Genomic DNA, 18,688 nt, shown 5'->3' on the forward strand with positions numbered 1-18,688 from the left:
GTCGGCTGTTCGGTCTCCTTACCGGAAACGGTCTTTCCAAAGCCACGCCCCGGCACCCATTCGGCAATGTCCGGCCGCTCTTCGCCATCTCGGGGCGTCGTACGCGCTGCCGGTTGAGGGACGGATCGCGCGTGCGACAAGCCCGGCGGCCACAGCCAGCGCGGCGAGAGCGTAGGCGATGGTCCCGGAGCCAGTGCCCATGTACGCCGCGCCGCTCGCCAGCGGGACGCCGAGCCACTCCCACCGGCCGTCGAGGGCGACCAGCGCGACGACCAGTACGGCGTACCAGGAATAGCCGGGCGTGAACACGAGGAACGCCACCCCGGCCACCAGCAGGGCGCCCTGCCACGGCCGGTCCGCGTCACCGTGGCGGAGCACGTGGAAGATCGCGATCCCGAGAATGACGAGGGCCGCGGGGAACGCCCACGAGTCAGGGAGGACCAGTCTCAGCAACGCGTACCGGTCCCTGCTGCCGGCGTCGTCGTAACCCTCCTCGGTCAAGTAACCGAAGAAGTATCCGAGTACCGATCCGCGCGAGGCGAGCACGTACGGCAGATAGGCGAGCGCCACGACGAGAGCGGCGGGGCCGAGGACGGCCAGGGTGTCGAGCATCCGGCGCGCCGGCGTCCTTCCGCCTGTCGCGAGGACCCCGGAGAGCGCTCCGGGTACGGTGACGGCGGGCAGCAACTTGGCGGCGGTCGCCGCGCCGAGCAGCGCGCCGCCGAGGACCCTGTGCCTGTTCACCGTGGTCAGGGCGATGACGGCGAGCAGGACGCCGAGCGCGTCGACGTGGGCGTTGTTCACCAGTTCGAGCGGGACGGCGGGACACCACGCGTAGCAGGCGGTGTACGCCGGAGCCTTGGCCCGGGTGCCGGCTCGGCGGCTGAGCGTGATCAGCAGCACTGCTGAGGTCGCGAACGCCAGGAGCGCACCGCCGATCTGCAGCGGTTTGTGCCGTGCCCCTTCGGGCGAGAGTCCGTGTACCAGGAGGAAGTACGCCTCCGCGAGAGGCGGATAGATCGTGTGCACGCCGGGGCGGTTGATCCGCGTGCACGACGTGACCGAGTCTCCGGAGTGGATCGGGTAACGATCGGACCCTTCGCAGCCGGCGCCGCGGGGGAAGAGCCAGAGGTCGCGCAGCGGCGCCAGCGCCGCCTCGGCCGGGGCGTGATCGTAGGGCGAGACGCCGGCGGCCTGCACCCGTCCGTCCCAGGCGTAGCGGTAGGAGTCGGTGCTGGTGGTGGGCGGAGCGAGGAGGCCGGTGGCGGTCACGGCGATCCCTCCGACGATCACCAGGCACATCGCCTGGCGCGTCGGCAGCCCGCGCACAGCCCACGTCGCCGCGCAGAAGAACGCCCACGCGAGCGCGTACGGCCAGAACAGCCCGTGGCGATCGACGGGAACGACGTCCCCGCCGATCGCCGGCGCGAGCGTGCCGACAAGGGCGACCAGCAGGACGGCCGTTCCCGCCGCGCGGCAGGTCACGCCGGGCAAGCCAGGGGTGCGGTGGCGAACTCCTTCATCCCCTCGTCGAACCCGATCCGGGAGTGGAAGCCGAGCTCCGCACCCGCCTTGTGCGGAGCGGCCACGATGTGGCGGACGTCGCCCAGCCGGTACTCCCCCGTCGTCACCGGCTCCGGCCCGCCATGGTGCGTGGCCAGCGCCACGGCCATGTCACCGACACTGTGCGGCTCCCCGCTGGCGATGTTGTACGCGGCCAGCAGGCCCGGTCGGCCGCCGGAGAGCGCGGCGACGTTCGCACGAGCGACATCGCGGACGTGGACGAAATCCCGCAACTGCCCGCCGTCCTCGAACACCCTGGGTGCTCGACCGGCCTCCAGTGCGGACCGGAAGATCGCCGCCACCCCGGAGTACGGCGTGTCCCGGGGCATCCTGGGCCCGTACACGTTGTGGTACCGCAACGCGACGGCCGTGCCGCCGGTCTCGCGCGCCCAGTTGGCGGCCAGATGCTCCTGCGCCAGCTTGCTGGTGGCGTACGCGTTGCGGGGATCCGCCGGCGCGTCCTCCTCGATGGTGGCGTGGACCACCTCCGAGTCGCACCGAGGGCAACGAGGTTCGAAGAGCCCGCGTGCCAAGGCGGCGGCGGAACGCGGCGCTGGCCGTACGCGGCCGTGCCTCGGACAGTCGTAGGCGCCCTCGCCGTAGACCACCATCGAGGAGGCCAGCACCAGCCGCCCGACCTCTTGCCGGGCCATCGCGGCGAGCAGCACGGCCGTGCCGTACACGTTGACCGAGGCGTAGTCCGGCAGGTCGGCCACATTCACGCCGAGCCCGACCTTGGCCGCCTGGTGCACGACGACGTCGACCCCCGCCATCAACCGGTCGAGCGTGGCGGCGTCGCGCACGTCGTCGCCGGTCCTGAGGTCGAGGCGAACCACCTCGTGTCCGGCCGCTTCCAGCGCCTCCGTCACATGGCTCCCGATGAACCCGGCCGCGCCGGTGACCAGCACTTTCGCCTCGCGAGAAGGAGTCATCACAACACCGCCGTTCCGGCGAGCGCGGCGGCGAATCGGGAGTGGGGAGCCAGCGCCGCCACCTCCACCGCGTCCTCCATGGTGTCCACATCGGTCAGGCAAGGCAGGCGGGCGACGCTCATTCCGGCCTCAATCAGTCTGTTCAGCTGGATCTCTCCTGTGGTCGGCTCGGACATCGGCACACCGAGCAGCAGATCGGGGTCGGGGGCGCGCAGCCCGAGAAGCCAGAACCCACCGTCCGTCGCGGGGCCGAACACCGCGTCGTGGGCGCCGAGCAACGACACGGCTTCAGCCAGCAGGCCGACGGACACCTGCGGGGTATCCATGCCGATGAGCACGATCGGGGCGGGCGACAGCCGGTGGGCGTCGTCGAAGGCGGCGGCGAGCCGTTCGTCCAGGCCGTCGCCGCGCTGCGGAACGACCGTGAACCCGGCGGGCAGCCACGCCCCGGGAGCCCCGTCGAGAGCTATCACGCGGCGGGCCACCGGAACCCGGGCGACCGTCCGCAACGTGTCCTCCAGCGCGGCGCCGGCCAGTGCCGCGGCCTCGCGCGGAGTGCAGGGCGGGGTCAGGCGGGTCTTCACCTTTCCCGGTACGGGCTCCTTGGCGATCACGAGAAGTTGCGCGCCGTCGATATGGTGCGAACTCACGTCATACCGCCCTGTCGGCCATGACCCGGCGCATGTCACCGATGGTCCGGAGCGTACCGCGCACCGTACCGGTCACCTTCGACCTCCCCGTACGGGCCAGATAGTCCACCTCGACCTCGGCGATCCGCCAGCCGGCCGCACCGGCGCGCAGCACCATCTCCAGGGGGTAGCCGAACCGCCGGTCCGCCAGCTCCAAGGCCATCAGGGCGGCACGTCCGCACGCCCGCATCGGCCCCAGGTCGTGCAGGTCGGCACCGGTACGGCGGCGCAGCTCGCGAGCCAGCACGGCGTTGCCGAGCCGGGCGTGCACCGGCCAGGAGGCGCCCGGTCCAAGGACGCGGCGACCGAGGACCAGATCGGCCTCTTCCGCCCGGACCGGCCCCGTGACGCGCGGCAACTGCCTGGGATCGAGGGACGCGTCAGCGTCCATGAAGCACACCACGTCCGCCGTCGCGGCCGTCAGCCCCGCGTGGCACGCGGCCCCGAATCCGGGCCGGGGCTCAGCCACCACCATCGCGCCGAACTCCGCCGCGACCCTCGCGGATCCGTCGGTCGAACCGTTGTCGACCACGATCGGGCGGAAGCCGGGCGGCATCCGCCCGAGCACCCACGGCAGGGCCGCCTCCTCATTCAGGCAGGGCAGAACCACGTCGATCTCCATGGGCCGACGCTAACGCGGCAACAGCGCCCCTTCTCTTACGAAAGGATGACGTCGTTCCGAGAAATGACCAGTTCGAGTCCGCGGAAATACGGCTTCATGGCCGAACCCGTGGTTTGGGCCACTGGCCCCCGCGTCCCCGGCAGAGCGTGCGACTTGTCCTGCTCTACCATATTTTGACAGTTCGCCGAGGGCGTGATGGGCGCGGTTTTGCCAGGCGGTCGCGGCTCCCCGTCCTTAACAGCTTCGTAAGGATCGTCACCGACCTGCCGGGGTAATGAGCCTGCATGATCACAAGCAGTCGCGTGAGCATTCCGGCAGCCCTCTTTCCCAGCTTCCGCCACAATGGAAGAGCCGCGTGATCGGCGCTTTCTACGAAGAAGGTCTCAAAGGCAGAAACGTATACGTTGAATATGCCGACGGCCGAATGCGGCCACTCTCCGCCGAGCGCTGGCTCCGGTACAACGAGGGCGACGAACACATTCTGGCCCGATGCTGCGGACCCACTCTCGATGTCGGTTCGGGACCCGGAAGACTGACCGTGGCGCTTACCCGGATGGGGGTTCCCGCCCTGGGCATCGACATCACACCCCTGGCCGTGGAGCTGACCCGCCGCGCCGGCGGCCTGGCGCTGCGCAGGTGCGTCTTCGAACCCCTTCCAGGAACCGGGCGGTGGGCCGAGGCGCTCCTGGTCGACGGCAACATCGGCATCGGCGGCGACCCCGCAGCCCTCCTCCGGCGCCTGCGCGAACTGGTCAGGTCAGGAGGAACGGTGATCGCCGAACTCTCGCCGCCGGGTGTACAGAGCGGGGTCCACACCGTACGGCTGCGCCAGGCCGGGCGCACGGGCGACTGGTTCACCTGGGCGACCGTCGCGATCGACGATATCGCCCCCCTTGCCGGGCGATCCGGGTTCCCCACCGTCGAGCACTGGAACGCGGCGGGGCGATGGTTCGCGTCCCTCTCATGACTCACCCGGCCGCGACCATAACCCGTGGGTCCTGGGTCCGCCCATCGGGCGCGCTGCCACCAATGACCTGGCGGACTCTGCTCCTTCCAGGAATTGCGTCCATACACCTCAAGCAGCCCGTGTACCGTATCCGAGATCGACGGAAACTCGAGAAGGCCGGCCACACGCCACCCTCCTGAGACGGGGACAAATGGCTCAGCCAATGGTCAAGAACGCGTGGTTGCTCGCGTGCACGCGGTACGGCGCAGCATCCACCATCACTTCCCGACACGACGGCGGGGAGAATTCCGCCACAGCGATAGAAACAGCACCCCGCGACGCTGAGCGACACCAAGAGAACCGACTCGTCATCAGACGGGACGCGTGACATTCTCAACTGCGGGAAAGGCTGCCGGCTACGCACTCGATCACCACCACACATCGCGGATCGTGTTCGAGCACGTATATTTCGGCCTCCAAACGAAGGTGCCGCCGGCGGCCGGCTCGTGTCGCTCTCATGTGAACTGGGCACGCGCCGGCCCCACCGCCCGCCAGACCCAGGTCTTCGCGGAGCTTGCTCACGATGATCATCCCGCCTCATCGGCGGTGGTCGGATCGCGTGGTTCGCGCAACCCGCCGCCCAGTTCAGGGCGGTTGAACGGGTAGAACCCGGATCCCGAGCCCGAGCGCGCCCGCCCGGTCCTCCATCCCGCGTTCGTAGCCGCGCACCAGCCGGCCGAGGTCGCCGACGAATCTCCGCCGGGCCAGGGTGTGGCGGGACTCGCCGACGTTCAGCTGCGCGCCGATCATCCTGCGGTAGTCCTCCACATGCAGGACAATCGTAGGGATCGAGACGCAGCCCAGTCCCAGGCTGTTGAAGGCGCGGCCCGATGGTCAGCCCACCTTCCGGCATCGCTGTGTCGATCCACCACAGCTGGGTGTCGGAGATGTCCGCGCGAACCGGTAGCCGCACGTGGCGAACATGCCATAGACCAGGTCGCTGTTTCATATGGACGCTGTCAAGGGCTGTCGCCTGCTCACGCCGACCGATCGCCATCACTTCGGTGCTGTTCGGTCTCATGCGACGCGAGGCATGCCTCACCGATCATGAAGCGTGCGCATGGGTGCCTCATTGGGCGCCCCAGTAGTCTCAGGGAAGTATTGGTTGGACAGCACGGAGGCCATGAATGATGCGGTTGGAGCGGGGTTCGAGGCGGCTGTACGGCATGATGCTCATGCTGGCCGCGGTGGTCCTTGTCGTGGACCAGCTCACCAAGCTCTGGGCGGTCTCCACGCTGTCCGACGGTGAGCGCGTCGCCGTGATCCCCCCTCTGATTCACTTCCGGCTGCTGTACAACCCCGGCGCCGCGTTCTCCCTGGGCACCGGCGCGACATGGGTGTTCGCCCTTGCAGCGGCAGCCGCAGTGGTCGGCATTCTCTACACCGCGCGTCGGCTGGCCTCCCCCGGCTGGGCGCTCGTGCTGGGCATGCTGCTCGGCGGGGCGGTGTCTCACCTGGGCGATCGGCTCTTCCGCGAGCCCGGCTTCGCCCGCGGGCATGTCGTGGACTTCATCGACTACGGCCCGTTCGTGGGTAACGTCGCCGACATCGCACTCACCTGCGGGTGCGTTGCGATGGTACTGATCAGCCTGCGTGGTGTGCCGCTCGCCAAAGTGCCGGGCGAAGAGTCCGCCTAGCTTCTGGAGCAGGACCATCGGCAGGTGACAGCAAGCGATGCCAGGAACCTGCCTCATGATCGGCGAGGCTCCCCGTATGCCGTGAACGTGCCGCTTTGGCCTGGCCGGGGCCCGCTGCCGGCTCAAGGACCTGGCCCGGACACCCTCGGTGCCCGTGAAAGGTCGTCGTCTCTGGGTGACGGCTGGGGCTGGTCACGCTGACGCTGGTGCCGAGGGCGACCACCGGTTCGGCATCCACCTGCCGGGCGAGGAGACGGTTTTCCCAGACTTCGGTTGAGCGACTGTCGAAGGACGTCAGGCCAGGCCCGCCATGGAGCCCTCGTCGCGGATGCCCAGGTAGATGGCCGGGCGGTACCGCCGCATGGCGTGCTCGATGACCGGGATGTACTTGGGGTTCGAGCCCAGCGGGAGCCGGTAGCCGTTCTGGACCGTGTGGAACTCCCACAGGTGCTCCATGTCCGGATGGCGCGCGCGGAAGCCCGGATCGGCGGGGAAGAGGTCGATGCGGACCTTCGTCCGGCGGATCAGGTAGTCGGTCGGCTTGACCCGGCGCGGCTGCGTACGCGAGATGCTCACCCCGGACAGTTCGTTCCATGGGGCCGCCCACGGCGTGCCCCGGGGGTCGTCCCAGCGCACGCCGAAGCCGTCGAAGACGAGCCGGCGCGGCCGGCTGATCTTGCGCCAGGCGAGAACCGGCAGCAGCCCGATGAACAGGAAGATCAGCCCGAAGGTCAGCTCCATGACCGCGGTGCGCGAGCCCGGCGCGTGCCCGGTGAACGAGGCGAAGATCGAGACGAGCCCGATGAGCCCCGCCACGGAGCCGCCGATCAACGCCTTCACCTTGGCATCACCGCCCACGTCGATCACCACGGGAGGCGGTGCGAAGGCGGAGGGGTTGTCGGAAGTGTTGAACTGCGGCTGTTGCGGGCCGTACATCATGGAACGGGAGGTTAGCCGCGATCGCCGGAGATGCAACCATCTGTCCGGCTGGGCAACCCCGGTTCGCCCGATGGATGCGGACACGATAGCTCGTCGAGCAGCACTGGCGGCAGCCCCGTCGCGAGCTTGCGCCGCGACGAACTCCTCGGCCCTTCTCCCCGGTGGACGGCCGTCACGCGCGACAGTCAGCCAACGGCGGCGCGGGGGCTCCTGGCGCGGGCACAGGAGGCGGCTGGTGTCCAGCCGGTGAGCGCACCGACGGAGTGGCCAGGAAGCGCCCGTGTGAGCACGGTATCGGCGCCCAGCAGGGCGTCCGCGCCGAGCTTGGCCCGTGCGCGCTTGATCACCTCCAGCGCGTCACGCGGGTCGGGCGCCCGGACTCCGTTCTCCGCCGGGATCAGAGCGAACATGCGGCTGACCTCACCAGTTCGTGAAGGCGCCGTCGCGCCGGTTCACCCGGGGGGTGCGTCCGGTGGCCGGCGCCTGGCCCGCCAGCAGCGTCAGATCGACGTCCAGGCCCAGTCCGGGCCGCTCGTCGGCGACGAGCACGCCGTCCACCGGTACGGGAGCGAAGCCGAAACCGGCCGGAACCGGCCCCGGCGGCATCTCCTGCACGCCGAAGTTCGGGCAGGTCAGGTTGAAGTGCAGGGCAGCGGCCGAGGAGACGGGCCCCAGCGGGTTGTGCGTGGCGATCTTGATGTGGTGTGTCTCGGCCAGCCCGGCGATCTTGCGTGCTTCCGTGATGCCGCCGACGATGCCCAGGTCGAGGCGGGCGTAGTCGATGAGCTCGTCCTCGATCAGCGCGCGGAACTCCCACTTGGAGCTGAGCTGTTCCCCCGCCGCGAGCGGCACTCCGGTGCGCAGCCGCAGCATGCGATAGGCGTCCAGGTTCTCGCAGCGCAGCGGATCTTCCACGAAGTACGGCCGGGCCGGCTCGATCTCCCGGCACAGGGTGACCGCCTCGGGCAGGTCGAGCCGGGTGTGGGCGTCGATGATGAGCTCGATGTCGTCGCCGACCGCCTGCCGTACGGCATGGAACTGGGCGATCGCCACCCGCATGGCCTCGCGCGGCTCCAGGACATCGCCCGAGGTCGGCACCACGAGCCGCAGGTAGCGCCAGCCCTCCTCGACCAGCCGGTGGCAGCTGTCGATCACCGCCTGGGTGTCGAACCCCTCCGGGTGCACATGGGTGTAACACGTCACGTGATCGCGCACCCGTCCGCCGATGAGCCGGTAGAGCGGAGCGTCGTGCGCCTTGCCCAGCAGGTCCCACAGCGCGATGTCGATCGCGGAGATCACGCACGTGGTCGACCGGTCTGCCGGGAAGAAGTCGCCGCGCGCCATCGTCTGCCACAGGTGCTCGATGCGGTCGGCGTCCTGGCCCACCAGCACCTCGCGCAGGCGATCGAGTACGGCCCCGCTGACCTCGGGCGAGACGCGCACTCCCACCTCGCCCACGCCGGAGATGCCCGCATCGGTGTCCACCACGACGAGGAGCATGTTCTGCCCGCGGTCGGGGACGGCGTACAGCGAAACGTCAACGATCTTCAAAAGGCCTCCTCCGTTGGAGGTGATTCTGTCGTGTTGCAGCAACTTTGCCAAGAGTTTCCGAGATGTATTGACTTGTCACCGTGGCGGGTGCAGTCTCTAGCGCAAACGTTGTGGGAGGCAGCATGGCGGTGACCCTCGCGGACGTGGCGGCAGAGGCCGGCGTGTCCAAGGCGACCGTGTCGCGTGTGTTCGGCACCCCGGACCGGGTCAACGCGGTGACGCGGGCCCGTGTCCTGGAGGTGGCCGAGCGCCTCGGCTATGCGCCGGATCCGACGCCGCGCTCCAGCAGGACCGGCTCGATCGGCCTGATCGTGCCGGACATCGTCAACCCGTTCTTCCCGCCCATGATCAAGGCGGTGCAGCGGCGGGCGAGATCTCGCAACTACGGCGTCTACCTGGCCGACAGCGACGCGCACCCCGGCGAGGAGGCCGAGGCTGTGGCGATGATGTCCAAACAGGTAGACGGTCTCATCTTCTGGTCATCGCGGCTGCCGGCCGACACGCTGGCCGACGTGGCCACCCGGGTGCCGACCGTGCTGGTCAACCGGGGCGCGCCCGGCGTGCCGACGGTCGTCGCCTCGAGCGAGGACGGCATGCGGCAGGCCGTCGAGCACCTGTACGCCCTCGGGCACACCAGGTGCGCCTACGTCAACGCGCCGCGCACGGTCTGGTCGAACCAGCACCGCCGCGCCGCGGTGCAGCGGGCCTGCAAGGCGCTCAGCATGGAGCTGGTCGAGCTGGGCCCGTTCGCACAGTCCATCGAGGGCGGCGTGCAGGCCGCCGACATGGTCGTCGCGCACGGCGTCACCGCGGCCATCGCCAACAACGACATGACCGCGGTCGGGCTGCTGCTCCAGCTCGCCAACCGCGGGCTGTCCGTGCCCGGCGACATCAGCGTGGTCGGCGTGGACGACACCTACCTGGCCATGGTGGCCAGGCCGGCGCTGACCACGGTACGGATACCGGTCGAGGAGATCGGGTCGATCGCGGTCGATCTGCTCATCGGCATGCTCCACTCCGGCGACAAGGGCGAGGGCGGCCCTGTCGAGGTGGACACCCAGCTCATGGTCCGTGACTCGACGGGCCCCGCCACGGAAAGGATCACCTGGCCGACCAGGCCGCTGCCCACCCTGGACTAACCACGACCCACATCTCCGGTATCCGCTGGTCTGCGACCTGCGGCGATGCCGGCGTGCAGAAAAACGCTCGGGGGCCTTGTAAGAGGAAGGAGCTGGCAGGTGCGAAAGAGAGCACTTCTGCCGATCGCGCTCACCGCAGCCGCCGTGCTTGGACAAGCCGTACCGGCCCAGGCAGTCGATGTGCCCTACCAGAACAGAACCGGGGTCGGCATGCCCGTGCCGGCCCGTGACCAGGCAGTTTCGCCGCAGCGGATGCGGGAGCTGGCCGTCGCTTTCGTCCAGCCCTCGGCGGACAACCTGGATGCCTCGCTCGACAAGATGGCCGAGGCCGGGGTGCGCCGGGCCCAGATCGTCGCGTCGTGGACCGGGATTTGCCAGAAGCGGGATGAATGCGACTGGTCGAAGCTGGACGCGTACTTCGCCAAGGCGGTCAGGCGCGGCATCTCCACCGCTGTGCACATCAACTCCACGCCCGACTGGGTGCACCCGGACCTGGTGGACACGGTGGAGAACCCCGGAGAGCGGATCTGGTACCCGCCGACCAGGACGCCGGAGGAGTTAGCCGAGTTCGAGACGTTCGTGACCACGCTGGCGAGTCGTTATCGCGGCAAGGTCGAGAGCTACGAGATCTGGAACGAGGAGAACTGGCGCGACTTCTACAAGCCCGTCGAGGACCCTGCGGACTACGCCAAGCTGCTGCGCTCCGGCTATCTGTCGGTCAAGGCCGCCGACCCGCGAGCCAAGGTGATCTTCGGTGGGACCACGCGGACGGACCCCGGGTTCGTGCGCGAGGTGTACGCCGCGGTCCGGAAATATCCGGACGCGCTGAAGAGCCGCCACTTCTTCGACCTCATGGGCGCTCACCCGTACACCGACGACCGTCACCCCGACGACCACGACCCGGGCAAGGTACGTGAGAACGCCGCCGGCGGCGAGTTCGACGACAACTTCCTCGGCATCGACCGGCTGTATTCGGAGATGGTACGGCAAGGCGACGCCGACAAGCAGATCTACCTGGGCGAGTTCTCCTATTCCTCGATACGGACGTGGATGGGCCTGGTGCCGGACGATCGGCGCGCGTTCTACCTGCGTCGGGCGATGGAGCTGGCAGCCCAGCGTCCCTACGTTTCGGGCCTGTCATGGTTCGTCTGGTCCGAAACGCGTCCGGAGGACGAATGGCGCGGCTGGACACTCCTGGAATATCCCGCCAAGCCCACGCGCACCTACCTCGAGCTGGCCGAGCTCACCGGCGCCTCACCCACGGAGCGCGCACCACGGCTGATGCTCGGCGACGGGACCGCTTCCGTGGACCGGCTTCCTTCGCATGTCGAGCGGGTCGAGCTCTACCTCGAAGGCGTCCGAGTCGCCTCCGGCACCTCTTTCCCGCTCACCTTCACCCCGCCCGCGTGGGGGACGACCCAGCTCGCACAGGCCGTCCTCTACACCGGCGACGGGCACACGATCCAGACCACGACCGCCTGGCTCAGCGTCGGCAGGCCGGCCGTCCGGGTTTCCCACCCCAAGGTCAAGGCCACGCGCAACGTGGACGTGACCGCCGGGCTCAAGGTCACCGGCCCGGTCCTGCTCCGCGTCATCGACGCCTCAGGTGACGTGGCCATGACCATGCCGCTCGGCGTGGGCACCGGCAGGCAGACCCGCTTCGACGCCCTCGTCGCACTCGACACCCCTGGCACCTACCAGCTCTCCGTTCACGATCCACGCGGCCGTCGGCTGGCCGATCCCGCCCTCCTGGAGGTAGTGCAGTGAAACTCCGTTGCGCGGCGGTCCTTGCTGCCGCAACGATCATCGTAAGCGCCTGTGGTTCCGCTGATCCTTCACAGGCGGCCAAGCCTGCCGCCGACGAGGGCCGCGGCCCGATCACCTTCGCCAACGGCAAGGACTCCAGCGGCGTGCTGCAGGGTCTGATCGACAAGTGGAACGCCTCGCACCCCACCGAGAAGGCCACGCTCGTCGAGCTGCCTCCGCAGGCCGACCAGCAGCGCCAGCAGCTCATCCAGAACGCCCAGACCAAGTCGGACGCCTTCACCGTCGTCTCCCTCGACGTCGTGTGGACCGCGGAGTTCGCCGCCAACGGCTGGGTCGACGAGCTGCCTCTCGGGGAGTTCCCGACGGACAAGATCATCCCGTCGCTGGTGGAAGGCGGCACGTACTTCGGCAAGCTGTACACAGCCCCCTGGGGCGGCGGCACCGGCCTGCTCTACTCGCGTACCGACCTGCTGAAGAAGGCGGGGCTCGAGCAGCCCAAGACCTGGGCCGAGCTCATGGCCGCCTGCGACAAGGTGCTGAAGATGCCCGAGGCCAAGGGCATGGACTGCTACGGCGGCCAGTTCAACAAGTACGAGGGGCTGACCGTCAACATCTCCGAGGCCGTCAACTCGGCAGGCGGCTCGGTCGTCGGCGCCGACGGCAAGCCGACCTTGACCACCCCGGAGGCCAAGCAGGGCCTGGACTTCCTCGTCGAGGGCTTCAAGAAGGGCTACATGCCCAAGGAGTCCATCACCTGGGACGAGGAGGCGGGCCGCCGCGCCTTCCAGGCGGGCAAGCTGCTGTTCCACCGCAACTGGTCCTACCAGTACACGCTGGCCAACAAGGAGGACGGCTCCAGCAAGGTCGCCGGTAAGTTCGGCGTCTCCCCCATCCCCGGACTCAACGGGCTCGGCAAGGGCACGATCGGCGCCAACAACCTGGCCATCAGCAAGTTCGCCAAGAACAAGAAGTCCGCGCTGGACTTCATCACGTTCATGACGAGCGAGGAGACCGCCAGACACCTGATGCTCGAGTCGTCGCAGTCGCCCGCTTACGCGGCGATGTACGACGACCCGGAGCTGGTGGAGAAGTTCGGGTTCCTGCCGATGCTCAAGGAGGGGCTGCTCAACGCCGCGCCGCGACCGGCGGTCGTCCGGTACGGTGACGCCACGGCGGCCATCCAGGAGGAGATCACCGCCGCCCTCAGCGGCCAGAAGCCCTCCGACCAGGCACTGACCGCCCTCCAGGACAGACTCGCCAAGATCATCGCAAACCAGTAGCAGCTCTGGCGGGGCCGGGTCCACCTGCCCGGCTCCGCCTGCGGCTCGCTCCCCACTCCCACCGAGCCGGGACACGGACGGCTGCCCCGCTCGCCCTACCCGTTTGAGCAGCTACGCCGGGACCTCGGGGGCCGGGTCCCGGACCGCAGGTCTCCGGAAGTGCGGATGCCCAAGCGGGAGGTATCCGGAGTTCCTCCGGCTTCGCCGTACGTGAAGGGACGAAACGTGACGATCAGCATTGCCGCCCCCGTCAAGCGGGCGGCGCGGCTCCGCCCCCGGGGCGGTGACTCATGGACGGCCGCGCTCATGCTCGGGCCCACGCTGCTCACGCTCGCCCTGGTCGCCGGGTATCCCGTGGTCGCGGCGCTGCGGCTGTCCTTCATCGAGGTCGCCAACCGCGTCAACCAGCAGACCGGCATGATCGAGGCGACCGAGTCGTTCGGGCTTGGCAACTATGCCGGTCTGTTCACGGGCGCGTCCGGCGAGGCGTTCCGCAACGCGTTCTGGAACACCACGCTGTTCACCATTGCCGGGGTGGCCGCCGAGGTCGTGCTGGGTGTGGCCATGGCGCTGGTGATGCAGCGGGCGTTCCGCGGGCGGGCGCTGGTGCGTGCCAGCGTGCTGGTGCCGTGGGCGATTCCGACGGCCATTTCGGGACTTCTGTGGAAATGGATCTTTGAAACGGACGGCGTGGCCAACGCGGTGCTCAACACGGACATCGTGTGGACCGCCGACCACGCCACCGTCTGGGGCTTCATGTCGGCGCCGTTCACCGCGGTGCTCATCGCCGACATCTGGAAGACCGCGCCGTTCATCGGCCTGCTCGTGCTGGCCGGGCTGCAGATCATCCCCAAGGACGTCTACGAGGCCGCGCGTGTCGACGGCGCCTCGGCCATGCGGACGTTCTGGCAGATCACCCTGCCGCTGGTGCGGCCGGCGCTGGTGGTCGCCGTGCTGTTCCGCATCCTGGACGCGCTCAAGATGTTCGACCTGCCGTTCGTGCTCGTCGGCGCGCACAAGCACTCGGTCGAAACCCTGTCCACGCTGGCGCAGTACGAGCTTTCGAACGTCAGGTACGGCCCGGCCGCCGCCTACTCCACCGTGCTCTTCCTCTACGTCGCGGTGATCGCCTTCATTTTCGTCAAGATGCTCGGCGCCGACCTCATCGGACGCGGCCTCAAGGGACGCGGGTAATGGCCGTTCCAAGCTCGCTGAAGGGACCCGCATGATGTCCGGGCGCACGATCTACAACATCGGCATCGGGCTGATCGTCGTTTACTGCCTGGCACCGTTCTACTGGATGATCGCCACGGCGCTGCGCCGACCGGACGACTCCTTCGACCTGTCCCCGATTCCTTTCCCTTTGTCGTTCGACAATTTCACGGCCGCGTTCTCCGTGCAGAACGGCTTCGGCCGGGCGCTGGTCAACAGCCTCGTGGTGGCAGGCACGACGACACTGCTCACGCTGATGATCGGCATCACCGCCGCCTACGCGATCGCGCGGCTGGAATTCCCCTTCAAGAACGTCATCCTGGCCGTCATCATCGCCACCTCGATGTTCCCCGGCATCTCGCTGCTGATCCCGCTGCTGAAACTCTTCGTCGGCCTGGAGTGGATCAACACCTACCAGGCATTGATCGTCCCGAGCATCAGCTTCGCGCTGCCGCTGACCGTGTTCAACCTGACCGCGTTCTTCAAGCAGATGCCGCATGAGCTGGAAGGCGCCGCCCAGGTGGACGGCTGCAGCCGCTGGCAGGCATTCCGCAAGGTGATTCTGCCGCTCGCCATGCCAGGGGTCTTCACCAGCGCGATCATCACGTTCGTCGCGGCGTGGAACGAATTCATCATCGCGCTGTCGGTGACCAACGAGAAGGAGATGCGCACCGCCCCCGTCATCACCGCGCTGTTCACCGGCCAGTACAAGTTCGACCAGCCGTTCGGCACCCAGATGGCCGCCGGCGTCGCCGTCACCGTTCCCCTCGTCATCGGCGCCCTCGTTTTCCAGCGTCGCATCGTCGAGGGCCTGACCGCAGGAGCACTCAAATGACCCGCGCACTCGCCGTATTCGCCCACCCGGACGACGTCGACTTCAACGCCGCAGGCACCGTCGCCCAATGGGTGGACTCCGGAATGGAGGTTTCCTACCTGGTCGTCACCCGCGGGGAGGCGGGCGACGGCGAACCACGCGAGCGCATCCAGGAATTGCGCATGGCGGAACAACGAGCGGCGGCCGAGGCGGTGGGCGCGCGGAAGGTGTACTTCCTTTCCGGGTACGCGGACGGCCGTGTCGAGGTCTCGCTCGACCTGCGGCGGGACATCGCCCGCGTCATCCGCCAGGTGCGGCCGCACCGCCTGCTGACCAGTTCTCCGACGCGGACCTGGGGCCTGCGGGACGCGGACCATCCCGACCACGCGGCCGTGGGCCAGGCGGCCTCTTGCGCGGTCTACCCCGATGCCATGAACCGCTACGTCCACCCCGACCTGGCGGACCTCGCGCCATGGCAGGTGTCGGAGGTCTGGTTCAGCGAGAGCCCTGCGCCGGACCTGTACGTCGACATCACCGACACCTTCGACCGCAAACTCGCGGCACTCACCGCCCACAAGACCCAGCCGGGGACGGGCGAAGTCGAGAACCGCGAACGCTTCGCCGCCATCGCCGCCCGCGGCGGCCTCCCCGCGGGCCGTCTGGCGGAGGCCTTCACCGTCATCAAACGCCGCTAGTTCGACCGCCTGACGCACGCCTGCGCCGCAGGCCGGGCTGCTCCCGATCACGTTATGGGGTTACGGCGCTCCTGCCGGTGATCTACTCTGATCAACTGTCATACGGGGCAAGACGGGCGAGGTGGCATGACATCGGCGCAGCCTGGTTACATGGTCGGCGAACGTTACCGGTTGATCGAGGTACTGGGGGCCGGCGGCTTCGGACGCGTCTGGCGTGCCCATGACGAGGTCCTGGACGCCGAAGTGGCGATCAAAGAGCTGCAGCTGCTGCCGGGGATGTCCGAGGCGGAGCAGGACAAGCGGCTGGAGCGCACCACGCGTGAGGCCCGCAACGCCGTCCGGTTGCGGGCGCACGAGAATGTCGTGGCCATCCACGACATCGTCTCGGACGGCCTGCCCTGGATCGTGATGGAGCTGATCGACGGCCAGTCGCTGCACGAGCACCTCGAAACGCGCGGACCGCTGCCGGTGGACAGGGCCGCACAGCTGGCCACGGCGCTGCTGAAGGCGCTCGGCGCGGCCCACCAGACGGGCATCGTGCACCGCGACATCAAACCGGCCAACGTCATGCTCGCCGAGGACGGGAAGGTCCTGCTCACCGACTTCGGGATCGCCGTCCACACCACCGACACCACCCTGACGACCGCCGGGATGACCATCGGCTCACCCGAGTACATGGCCCCCGAACGGTTGCGCGGGATCGACGGGCTCCCCGCCAGCGACCTGTTCTCCCTGGGCGTCACCCTCTACCAGGCCGTCGAGGGCGTCTCGCCGTTCCGCCGCAACACCCAACCGGCGGCACTGACCGCGGTCCTGCTGGAAGAGCCCCCGGCGCCGCGACGGGCGGGCCGGCTCGCGCCGCTCATCACGCGGCTGCTCGACAAGGACCCCGGCAACAGGCCGACCGTCGAGGGCGCACTGGCCATGCTCGGTGAGCGACAGCCGGGCCGGGACCACGGACGGGACGGCACCAGGATCCTCCCGCCCGGGCAGGTCCCCCAGCAAGGGTGGCAGCACAAAGGTGTCGCGGTGATGATGGCGATCGTCTTCGCCCTCGGTCTCCTCGGCCTCACTCACCTCGGCATCACCTGGGACGAACTCGAGGATGAGTTCGACCGTGACGACATGATCCCCCTGGTGGTCGCCGTCCTCGCCGACATCGGTCTGGCCGGCTTACTGTGCGCGCAGATCGCCCGCTTCGTGCCGCCGATCGCCGGGAAGACCGTTGCCGTCGTCGTGGGTGTCATCGGGTTCCTCGCCGGTGCCGGCGCCGCGTTTCTCGCCTTCGACGGCTTGGGCCTGATTCTCCTGCGCCTCATCCCGTCTTTGGACGACGACGAGGTCATAGTGATCGCGCCGCTCGTGATCACCGTCGTCATGCTCGTCGCGGCGGGCTGGACCTGGGAGTCGAGGAAGCTCCGGCGCTCCAGGCCCGGCGGCGACAGCCCGTCGGCGACATGATGACCGGCGACCTGGCCCGTGGCCTCCGGGTTACCTCTGCCAGACGCGGACGTAGTCGACGGCCTTCTGGGCCGAGACCGTGGCAGCCGCCGGCTGGTAGCCGGAGCGGGAGTAGACGTACAGGTCCTCGATGAGGTTGGTGTTCTCCGAGGCGGTGCCCGCCACGCTGCAGACCTGCCTGCCGTCGATGGAGAACTTCGTGCCCGACGCTGAGATGTCGGCGCCGTAGGTGTGGAAGTCGGCGCCCGGGTCGAAGTCGAGGTCGACCTGGCAGCCGCCGCCGGCGTTGGCGTGCGAGGTGAGGTAGAGCCTGCGCGGGTTGTCGCTGTACTGCTCGTAGACGTCGGTCTCCTGCCAGGAGTTCACGCCGTCGGCCTGCCAGGTCCAGAAGGCCGGCCAGAAGCCGCGCTTGTCGGCGACGGGGTTGCCGCCCGCGTCGACGACGTTGAAGGCCAGCTTGGCGCGGGACTCGATGAAGCCGTGCTTGAGGGCGAAGCCGCTGGTGCCGATGGAGGTGAGCAGGCACGAGGTCCAGTCGTAGACCTGGCCGGAGGGTGCGGTGTAGCGCTCGCGCTTGGCGGTCATGGTGACGACGCCGTTGGCCTCGCTGCAGTTACGGTCGAGGTTGTACTCGAGCTGCTGGTTGTTCTTGTTGCCGCGGCCGGCGTCGGCGAGGGCGCCGGAGTGGCCGCGCCACTTGGTGCCCCAGTCGACGGAGGTGCCGGAGAACTCGTCCCACCACCTGAGGTTCCAGCCGGATCCACCGCCGGTGGGTTGTGTGCCGGAGGGCGGGTTCTCGTTGCCGGGGTCGGAGGAGCCGACGGCGAAGGTCTGGGCGGGGTTGGGGGTCAGGTTGGTCCAGGTCGCGCCGACCCTGTAGACCGCCCACACGCGGTAGGTGCCGGCGGGCAGCGTACGGGAGGCCGTCAAGGTCTGCTGGGAGGTGCCGAGCTGGTAGCCGTCTCGGTCGCCGACGTCGAAGTTTGCGTCGCCGGCGTCGCGGATGACGAAGACCAGCTCGTCCAAGTTCTTCGCCGAGTCGGCCACGAGCTTGGCGCCGAAGGTGATGGTCTGGTCGGCGGTCGGGGACTGGATGTCACGGCCTAACGCCTGAAGGGTCACCGCGTTCGTCACCGTGTAGTCGACCACGCCCGCGGGTGTCGCGGCCGCGGTCCCCTGGACGGCGAGCACCACGATTGCCGCGGGCGCGATGGCTGCTCGCAAGATCTGGCGCATGTACGGCCCTCCTTGTGAGGCGGATGATGTTGCCGCCCACATTGATCCGGACTGCACCAAGCGTCAAGACATTTCTGGAAACTTCATGAAACTGGATGGAAACTCCTCTGCAACCGTTGCCGTATGAATCGGGCTATGCCAGCAT

18 protein-coding genes are annotated in these 18,688 nt (G+C 68.6%); 9 read left to right on the plus strand and 9 right to left on the minus strand.

The window, feature by feature from the left end:
- Nucleotides 1–18: 18 nt before the first annotated feature.
- The 4 genes from AB0L65_RS49845 to AB0L65_RS49860 are packed head-to-tail and all read right to left on the minus strand — an operon-like array spanning nucleotide 19 to nucleotide 3,806.
- Nucleotides 19–1,485: a glycosyltransferase 87 family protein gene (locus AB0L65_RS49845; RefSeq protein ID WP_364261759.1), complete on the minus strand. Its 1,467-nt coding sequence runs from the start codon at nucleotides 1,483–1,485 to the stop codon at nucleotides 19–21.
- Complete coding sequence (locus tag AB0L65_RS49850; RefSeq protein WP_364261762.1) at nucleotides 1,482–2,495, minus strand: NAD-dependent epimerase/dehydratase family protein; 1,014 nt, start codon at nucleotides 2,493–2,495, stop codon at nucleotides 1,482–1,484. Before AB0L65_RS49850 ends, AB0L65_RS49845 begins: the two co-directional genes overlap by 4 nt.
- Nucleotides 2,495–3,145: a TIGR04282 family arsenosugar biosynthesis glycosyltransferase gene (locus tag AB0L65_RS49855; RefSeq protein ID WP_364261765.1), complete on the minus strand. Its 651-nt coding sequence runs from the start codon at nucleotides 3,143–3,145 to the stop codon at nucleotides 2,495–2,497. Before AB0L65_RS49855 ends, AB0L65_RS49850 begins: the two co-directional genes overlap by 1 nt.
- Before the next feature lies 1 nt (nucleotide 3,146).
- Nucleotides 3,147–3,806 carry a glycosyltransferase family 2 protein gene (locus tag AB0L65_RS49860; RefSeq protein ID WP_364261768.1) on the minus strand — a complete coding sequence of 220 codons (660 nt, stop codon included), beginning with the start codon at nucleotides 3,804–3,806 and terminating at the stop codon, nucleotides 3,147–3,149.
- A 424-nt stretch (nucleotides 3,807–4,230) separates the two neighbouring features.
- On the opposite strand from AB0L65_RS49860, the gene AB0L65_RS49865 reads away from it, so the two are divergent.
- The gene (locus AB0L65_RS49865) at nucleotides 4,231–4,773 is read left to right on the plus strand and encodes a methyltransferase domain-containing protein (RefSeq protein ID WP_364261771.1); all 543 of its coding nucleotides are present in this window, start codon (nucleotides 4,231–4,233) and stop codon (nucleotides 4,771–4,773) included.
- Between the two features lie 624 nt (nucleotides 4,774–5,397).
- On the opposite strand, the gene AB0L65_RS49870 is transcribed toward AB0L65_RS49865, so the two are convergent.
- Complete coding sequence (locus AB0L65_RS49870) at nucleotides 5,398–5,580, minus strand: Tn3 family transposase (protein WP_364261774.1); 183 nt, start codon at nucleotides 5,578–5,580, stop codon at nucleotides 5,398–5,400.
- A 359-nt stretch (nucleotides 5,581–5,939) separates the two neighbouring features.
- On the opposite strand from AB0L65_RS49870, the gene AB0L65_RS49875 reads away from it, so the two are divergent.
- Nucleotides 5,940–6,449, plus strand: coding sequence for a signal peptidase II (locus tag AB0L65_RS49875; protein WP_364261777.1), 510 nt, complete (start codon nucleotides 5,940–5,942; stop codon nucleotides 6,447–6,449).
- 294 nt (nucleotides 6,450–6,743) lie between these two features.
- Here the strand turns inward: AB0L65_RS49875 and AB0L65_RS49880 are convergent, their stop codons facing one another.
- From AB0L65_RS49880 to AB0L65_RS49890, 3 genes are all read right to left on the minus strand, one after another.
- Nucleotides 6,744–7,388, minus strand: coding sequence for a hypothetical protein (locus tag AB0L65_RS49880; RefSeq protein ID WP_364261780.1), 645 nt, complete (start codon nucleotides 7,386–7,388; stop codon nucleotides 6,744–6,746).
- Nucleotides 7,389–7,573: 185 nt separating this feature from the next.
- Nucleotides 7,574–7,798, minus strand: a complete 225-nt coding sequence (locus AB0L65_RS49885; protein WP_364261782.1) for a hypothetical protein — start codon at nucleotides 7,796–7,798, stop codon at nucleotides 7,574–7,576.
- A 10-nt stretch (nucleotides 7,799–7,808) separates the two neighbouring features.
- Nucleotides 7,809–8,939 (minus strand): mandelate racemase/muconate lactonizing enzyme family protein, encoded by a 1,131-nt coding sequence (locus AB0L65_RS49890; RefSeq protein WP_364261784.1) that lies wholly within the window; start codon nucleotides 8,937–8,939, stop codon nucleotides 7,809–7,811.
- Nucleotides 8,940–9,061: 122 nt separating this feature from the next.
- On the opposite strand from AB0L65_RS49890, the gene AB0L65_RS49895 reads away from it, so the two are divergent.
- From AB0L65_RS49895 to AB0L65_RS49925, 7 genes are all read left to right on the plus strand, one after another.
- Nucleotides 9,062–10,078 (plus strand): LacI family DNA-binding transcriptional regulator, encoded by a 1,017-nt coding sequence (locus AB0L65_RS49895; protein WP_364261787.1) that lies wholly within the window; start codon nucleotides 9,062–9,064, stop codon nucleotides 10,076–10,078.
- 99 nt (nucleotides 10,079–10,177) lie between these two features.
- Nucleotides 10,178–11,845: a hypothetical protein gene (locus tag AB0L65_RS49900; RefSeq protein WP_364261790.1), complete on the plus strand. Its 1,668-nt coding sequence runs from the start codon at nucleotides 10,178–10,180 to the stop codon at nucleotides 11,843–11,845.
- A 143-nt stretch (nucleotides 11,846–11,988) separates the two neighbouring features.
- On the plus strand, nucleotides 11,989–13,125 hold the full coding sequence (locus AB0L65_RS49905) for an ABC transporter substrate-binding protein (RefSeq protein WP_364261793.1): 1,137 nt from the start codon (nucleotides 11,989–11,991) through the stop codon (nucleotides 13,123–13,125).
- A 225-nt stretch (nucleotides 13,126–13,350) separates the two neighbouring features.
- Nucleotides 13,351–14,319, plus strand: coding sequence for a sugar ABC transporter permease (locus tag AB0L65_RS49910; protein WP_364261796.1), 969 nt, complete (start codon nucleotides 13,351–13,353; stop codon nucleotides 14,317–14,319).
- A gap of 31 nt (nucleotides 14,320–14,350) precedes the next feature.
- Nucleotides 14,351–15,172: a carbohydrate ABC transporter permease gene (locus AB0L65_RS49915; RefSeq protein ID WP_364261799.1), complete on the plus strand. Its 822-nt coding sequence runs from the start codon at nucleotides 14,351–14,353 to the stop codon at nucleotides 15,170–15,172.
- Nucleotides 15,169–15,846, plus strand: a complete 678-nt coding sequence (locus AB0L65_RS49920; RefSeq protein ID WP_364261802.1) for a PIG-L deacetylase family protein — start codon at nucleotides 15,169–15,171, stop codon at nucleotides 15,844–15,846. The genes AB0L65_RS49915 and AB0L65_RS49920 overlap by 4 nt, the downstream gene beginning before the upstream one ends.
- A 150-nt stretch (nucleotides 15,847–15,996) precedes the next feature.
- A complete protein-coding gene (locus tag AB0L65_RS49925) occupies nucleotides 15,997–17,307 on the plus strand; it encodes a serine/threonine-protein kinase (protein ID WP_364261805.1) in 1,311 nt (436 codons plus the stop codon).
- Between the two features lie 30 nt (nucleotides 17,308–17,337).
- Here AB0L65_RS49925 and AB0L65_RS49930 read toward each other — a convergent pair whose 3' ends face one another.
- Entirely contained in the window at nucleotides 17,338–18,543 is a 1,206-nt protein-coding gene (locus tag AB0L65_RS49930) for a glycoside hydrolase family 16 protein (RefSeq protein WP_364261807.1), read from the minus strand.
- Between the last annotated feature and the right edge of the window lie 145 nt (nucleotides 18,544–18,688).

The sequence above is a fragment of the Nonomuraea sp. NPDC052116 genome (assembly GCF_040680035.1).
Taxonomy (GTDB): Bacteria; Actinomycetota; Actinomycetes; order Streptosporangiales; family Streptosporangiaceae; genus Nonomuraea; species Nonomuraea angiospora_A.

Coding starts and splice junctions, on each gene's coding strand:
- AB0L65_RS49850 (WP_364261762.1), bottom strand. CDS start 2,495: ATGACTCCTTCTCGCGAGGCGAAAGTGCTGGTCACCGGCGCGGCCGGG.
- AB0L65_RS49860 (WP_364261768.1), bottom strand. CDS start 3,806: ATGGAGATCGACGTGGTTCTGCCCTGCCTGAATGAGGAGGCGGCCCTG.
- AB0L65_RS49865 (WP_364261771.1), top strand. CDS start 4,231: ATGCGGCCACTCTCCGCCGAGCGCTGGCTCCGGTACAACGAGGGCGAC.
- AB0L65_RS49875 (WP_364261777.1), top strand. CDS start 5,940: ATGATGCGGTTGGAGCGGGGTTCGAGGCGGCTGTACGGCATGATGCTC.
- AB0L65_RS49880 (WP_364261780.1), bottom strand. CDS start 7,388: ATGATGTACGGCCCGCAACAGCCGCAGTTCAACACTTCCGACAACCCC.
- AB0L65_RS49885 (WP_364261782.1), bottom strand. CDS start 7,798: ATGTTCGCTCTGATCCCGGCGGAGAACGGAGTCCGGGCGCCCGACCCG.
- AB0L65_RS49895 (WP_364261787.1), top strand. CDS start 9,062: ATGGCGGTGACCCTCGCGGACGTGGCGGCAGAGGCCGGCGTGTCCAAG.
- AB0L65_RS49915 (WP_364261799.1), top strand. CDS start 14,351: ATGATGTCCGGGCGCACGATCTACAACATCGGCATCGGGCTGATCGTC.
- AB0L65_RS49920 (WP_364261802.1), top strand. CDS start 15,169: ATGACCCGCGCACTCGCCGTATTCGCCCACCCGGACGACGTCGACTTC.
- AB0L65_RS49925 (WP_364261805.1), top strand. CDS start 15,997: ATGGTCGGCGAACGTTACCGGTTGATCGAGGTACTGGGGGCCGGCGGC.
- AB0L65_RS49930 (WP_364261807.1), bottom strand. CDS start 18,543: ATGCGCCAGATCTTGCGAGCAGCCATCGCGCCCGCGGCAATCGTGGTG.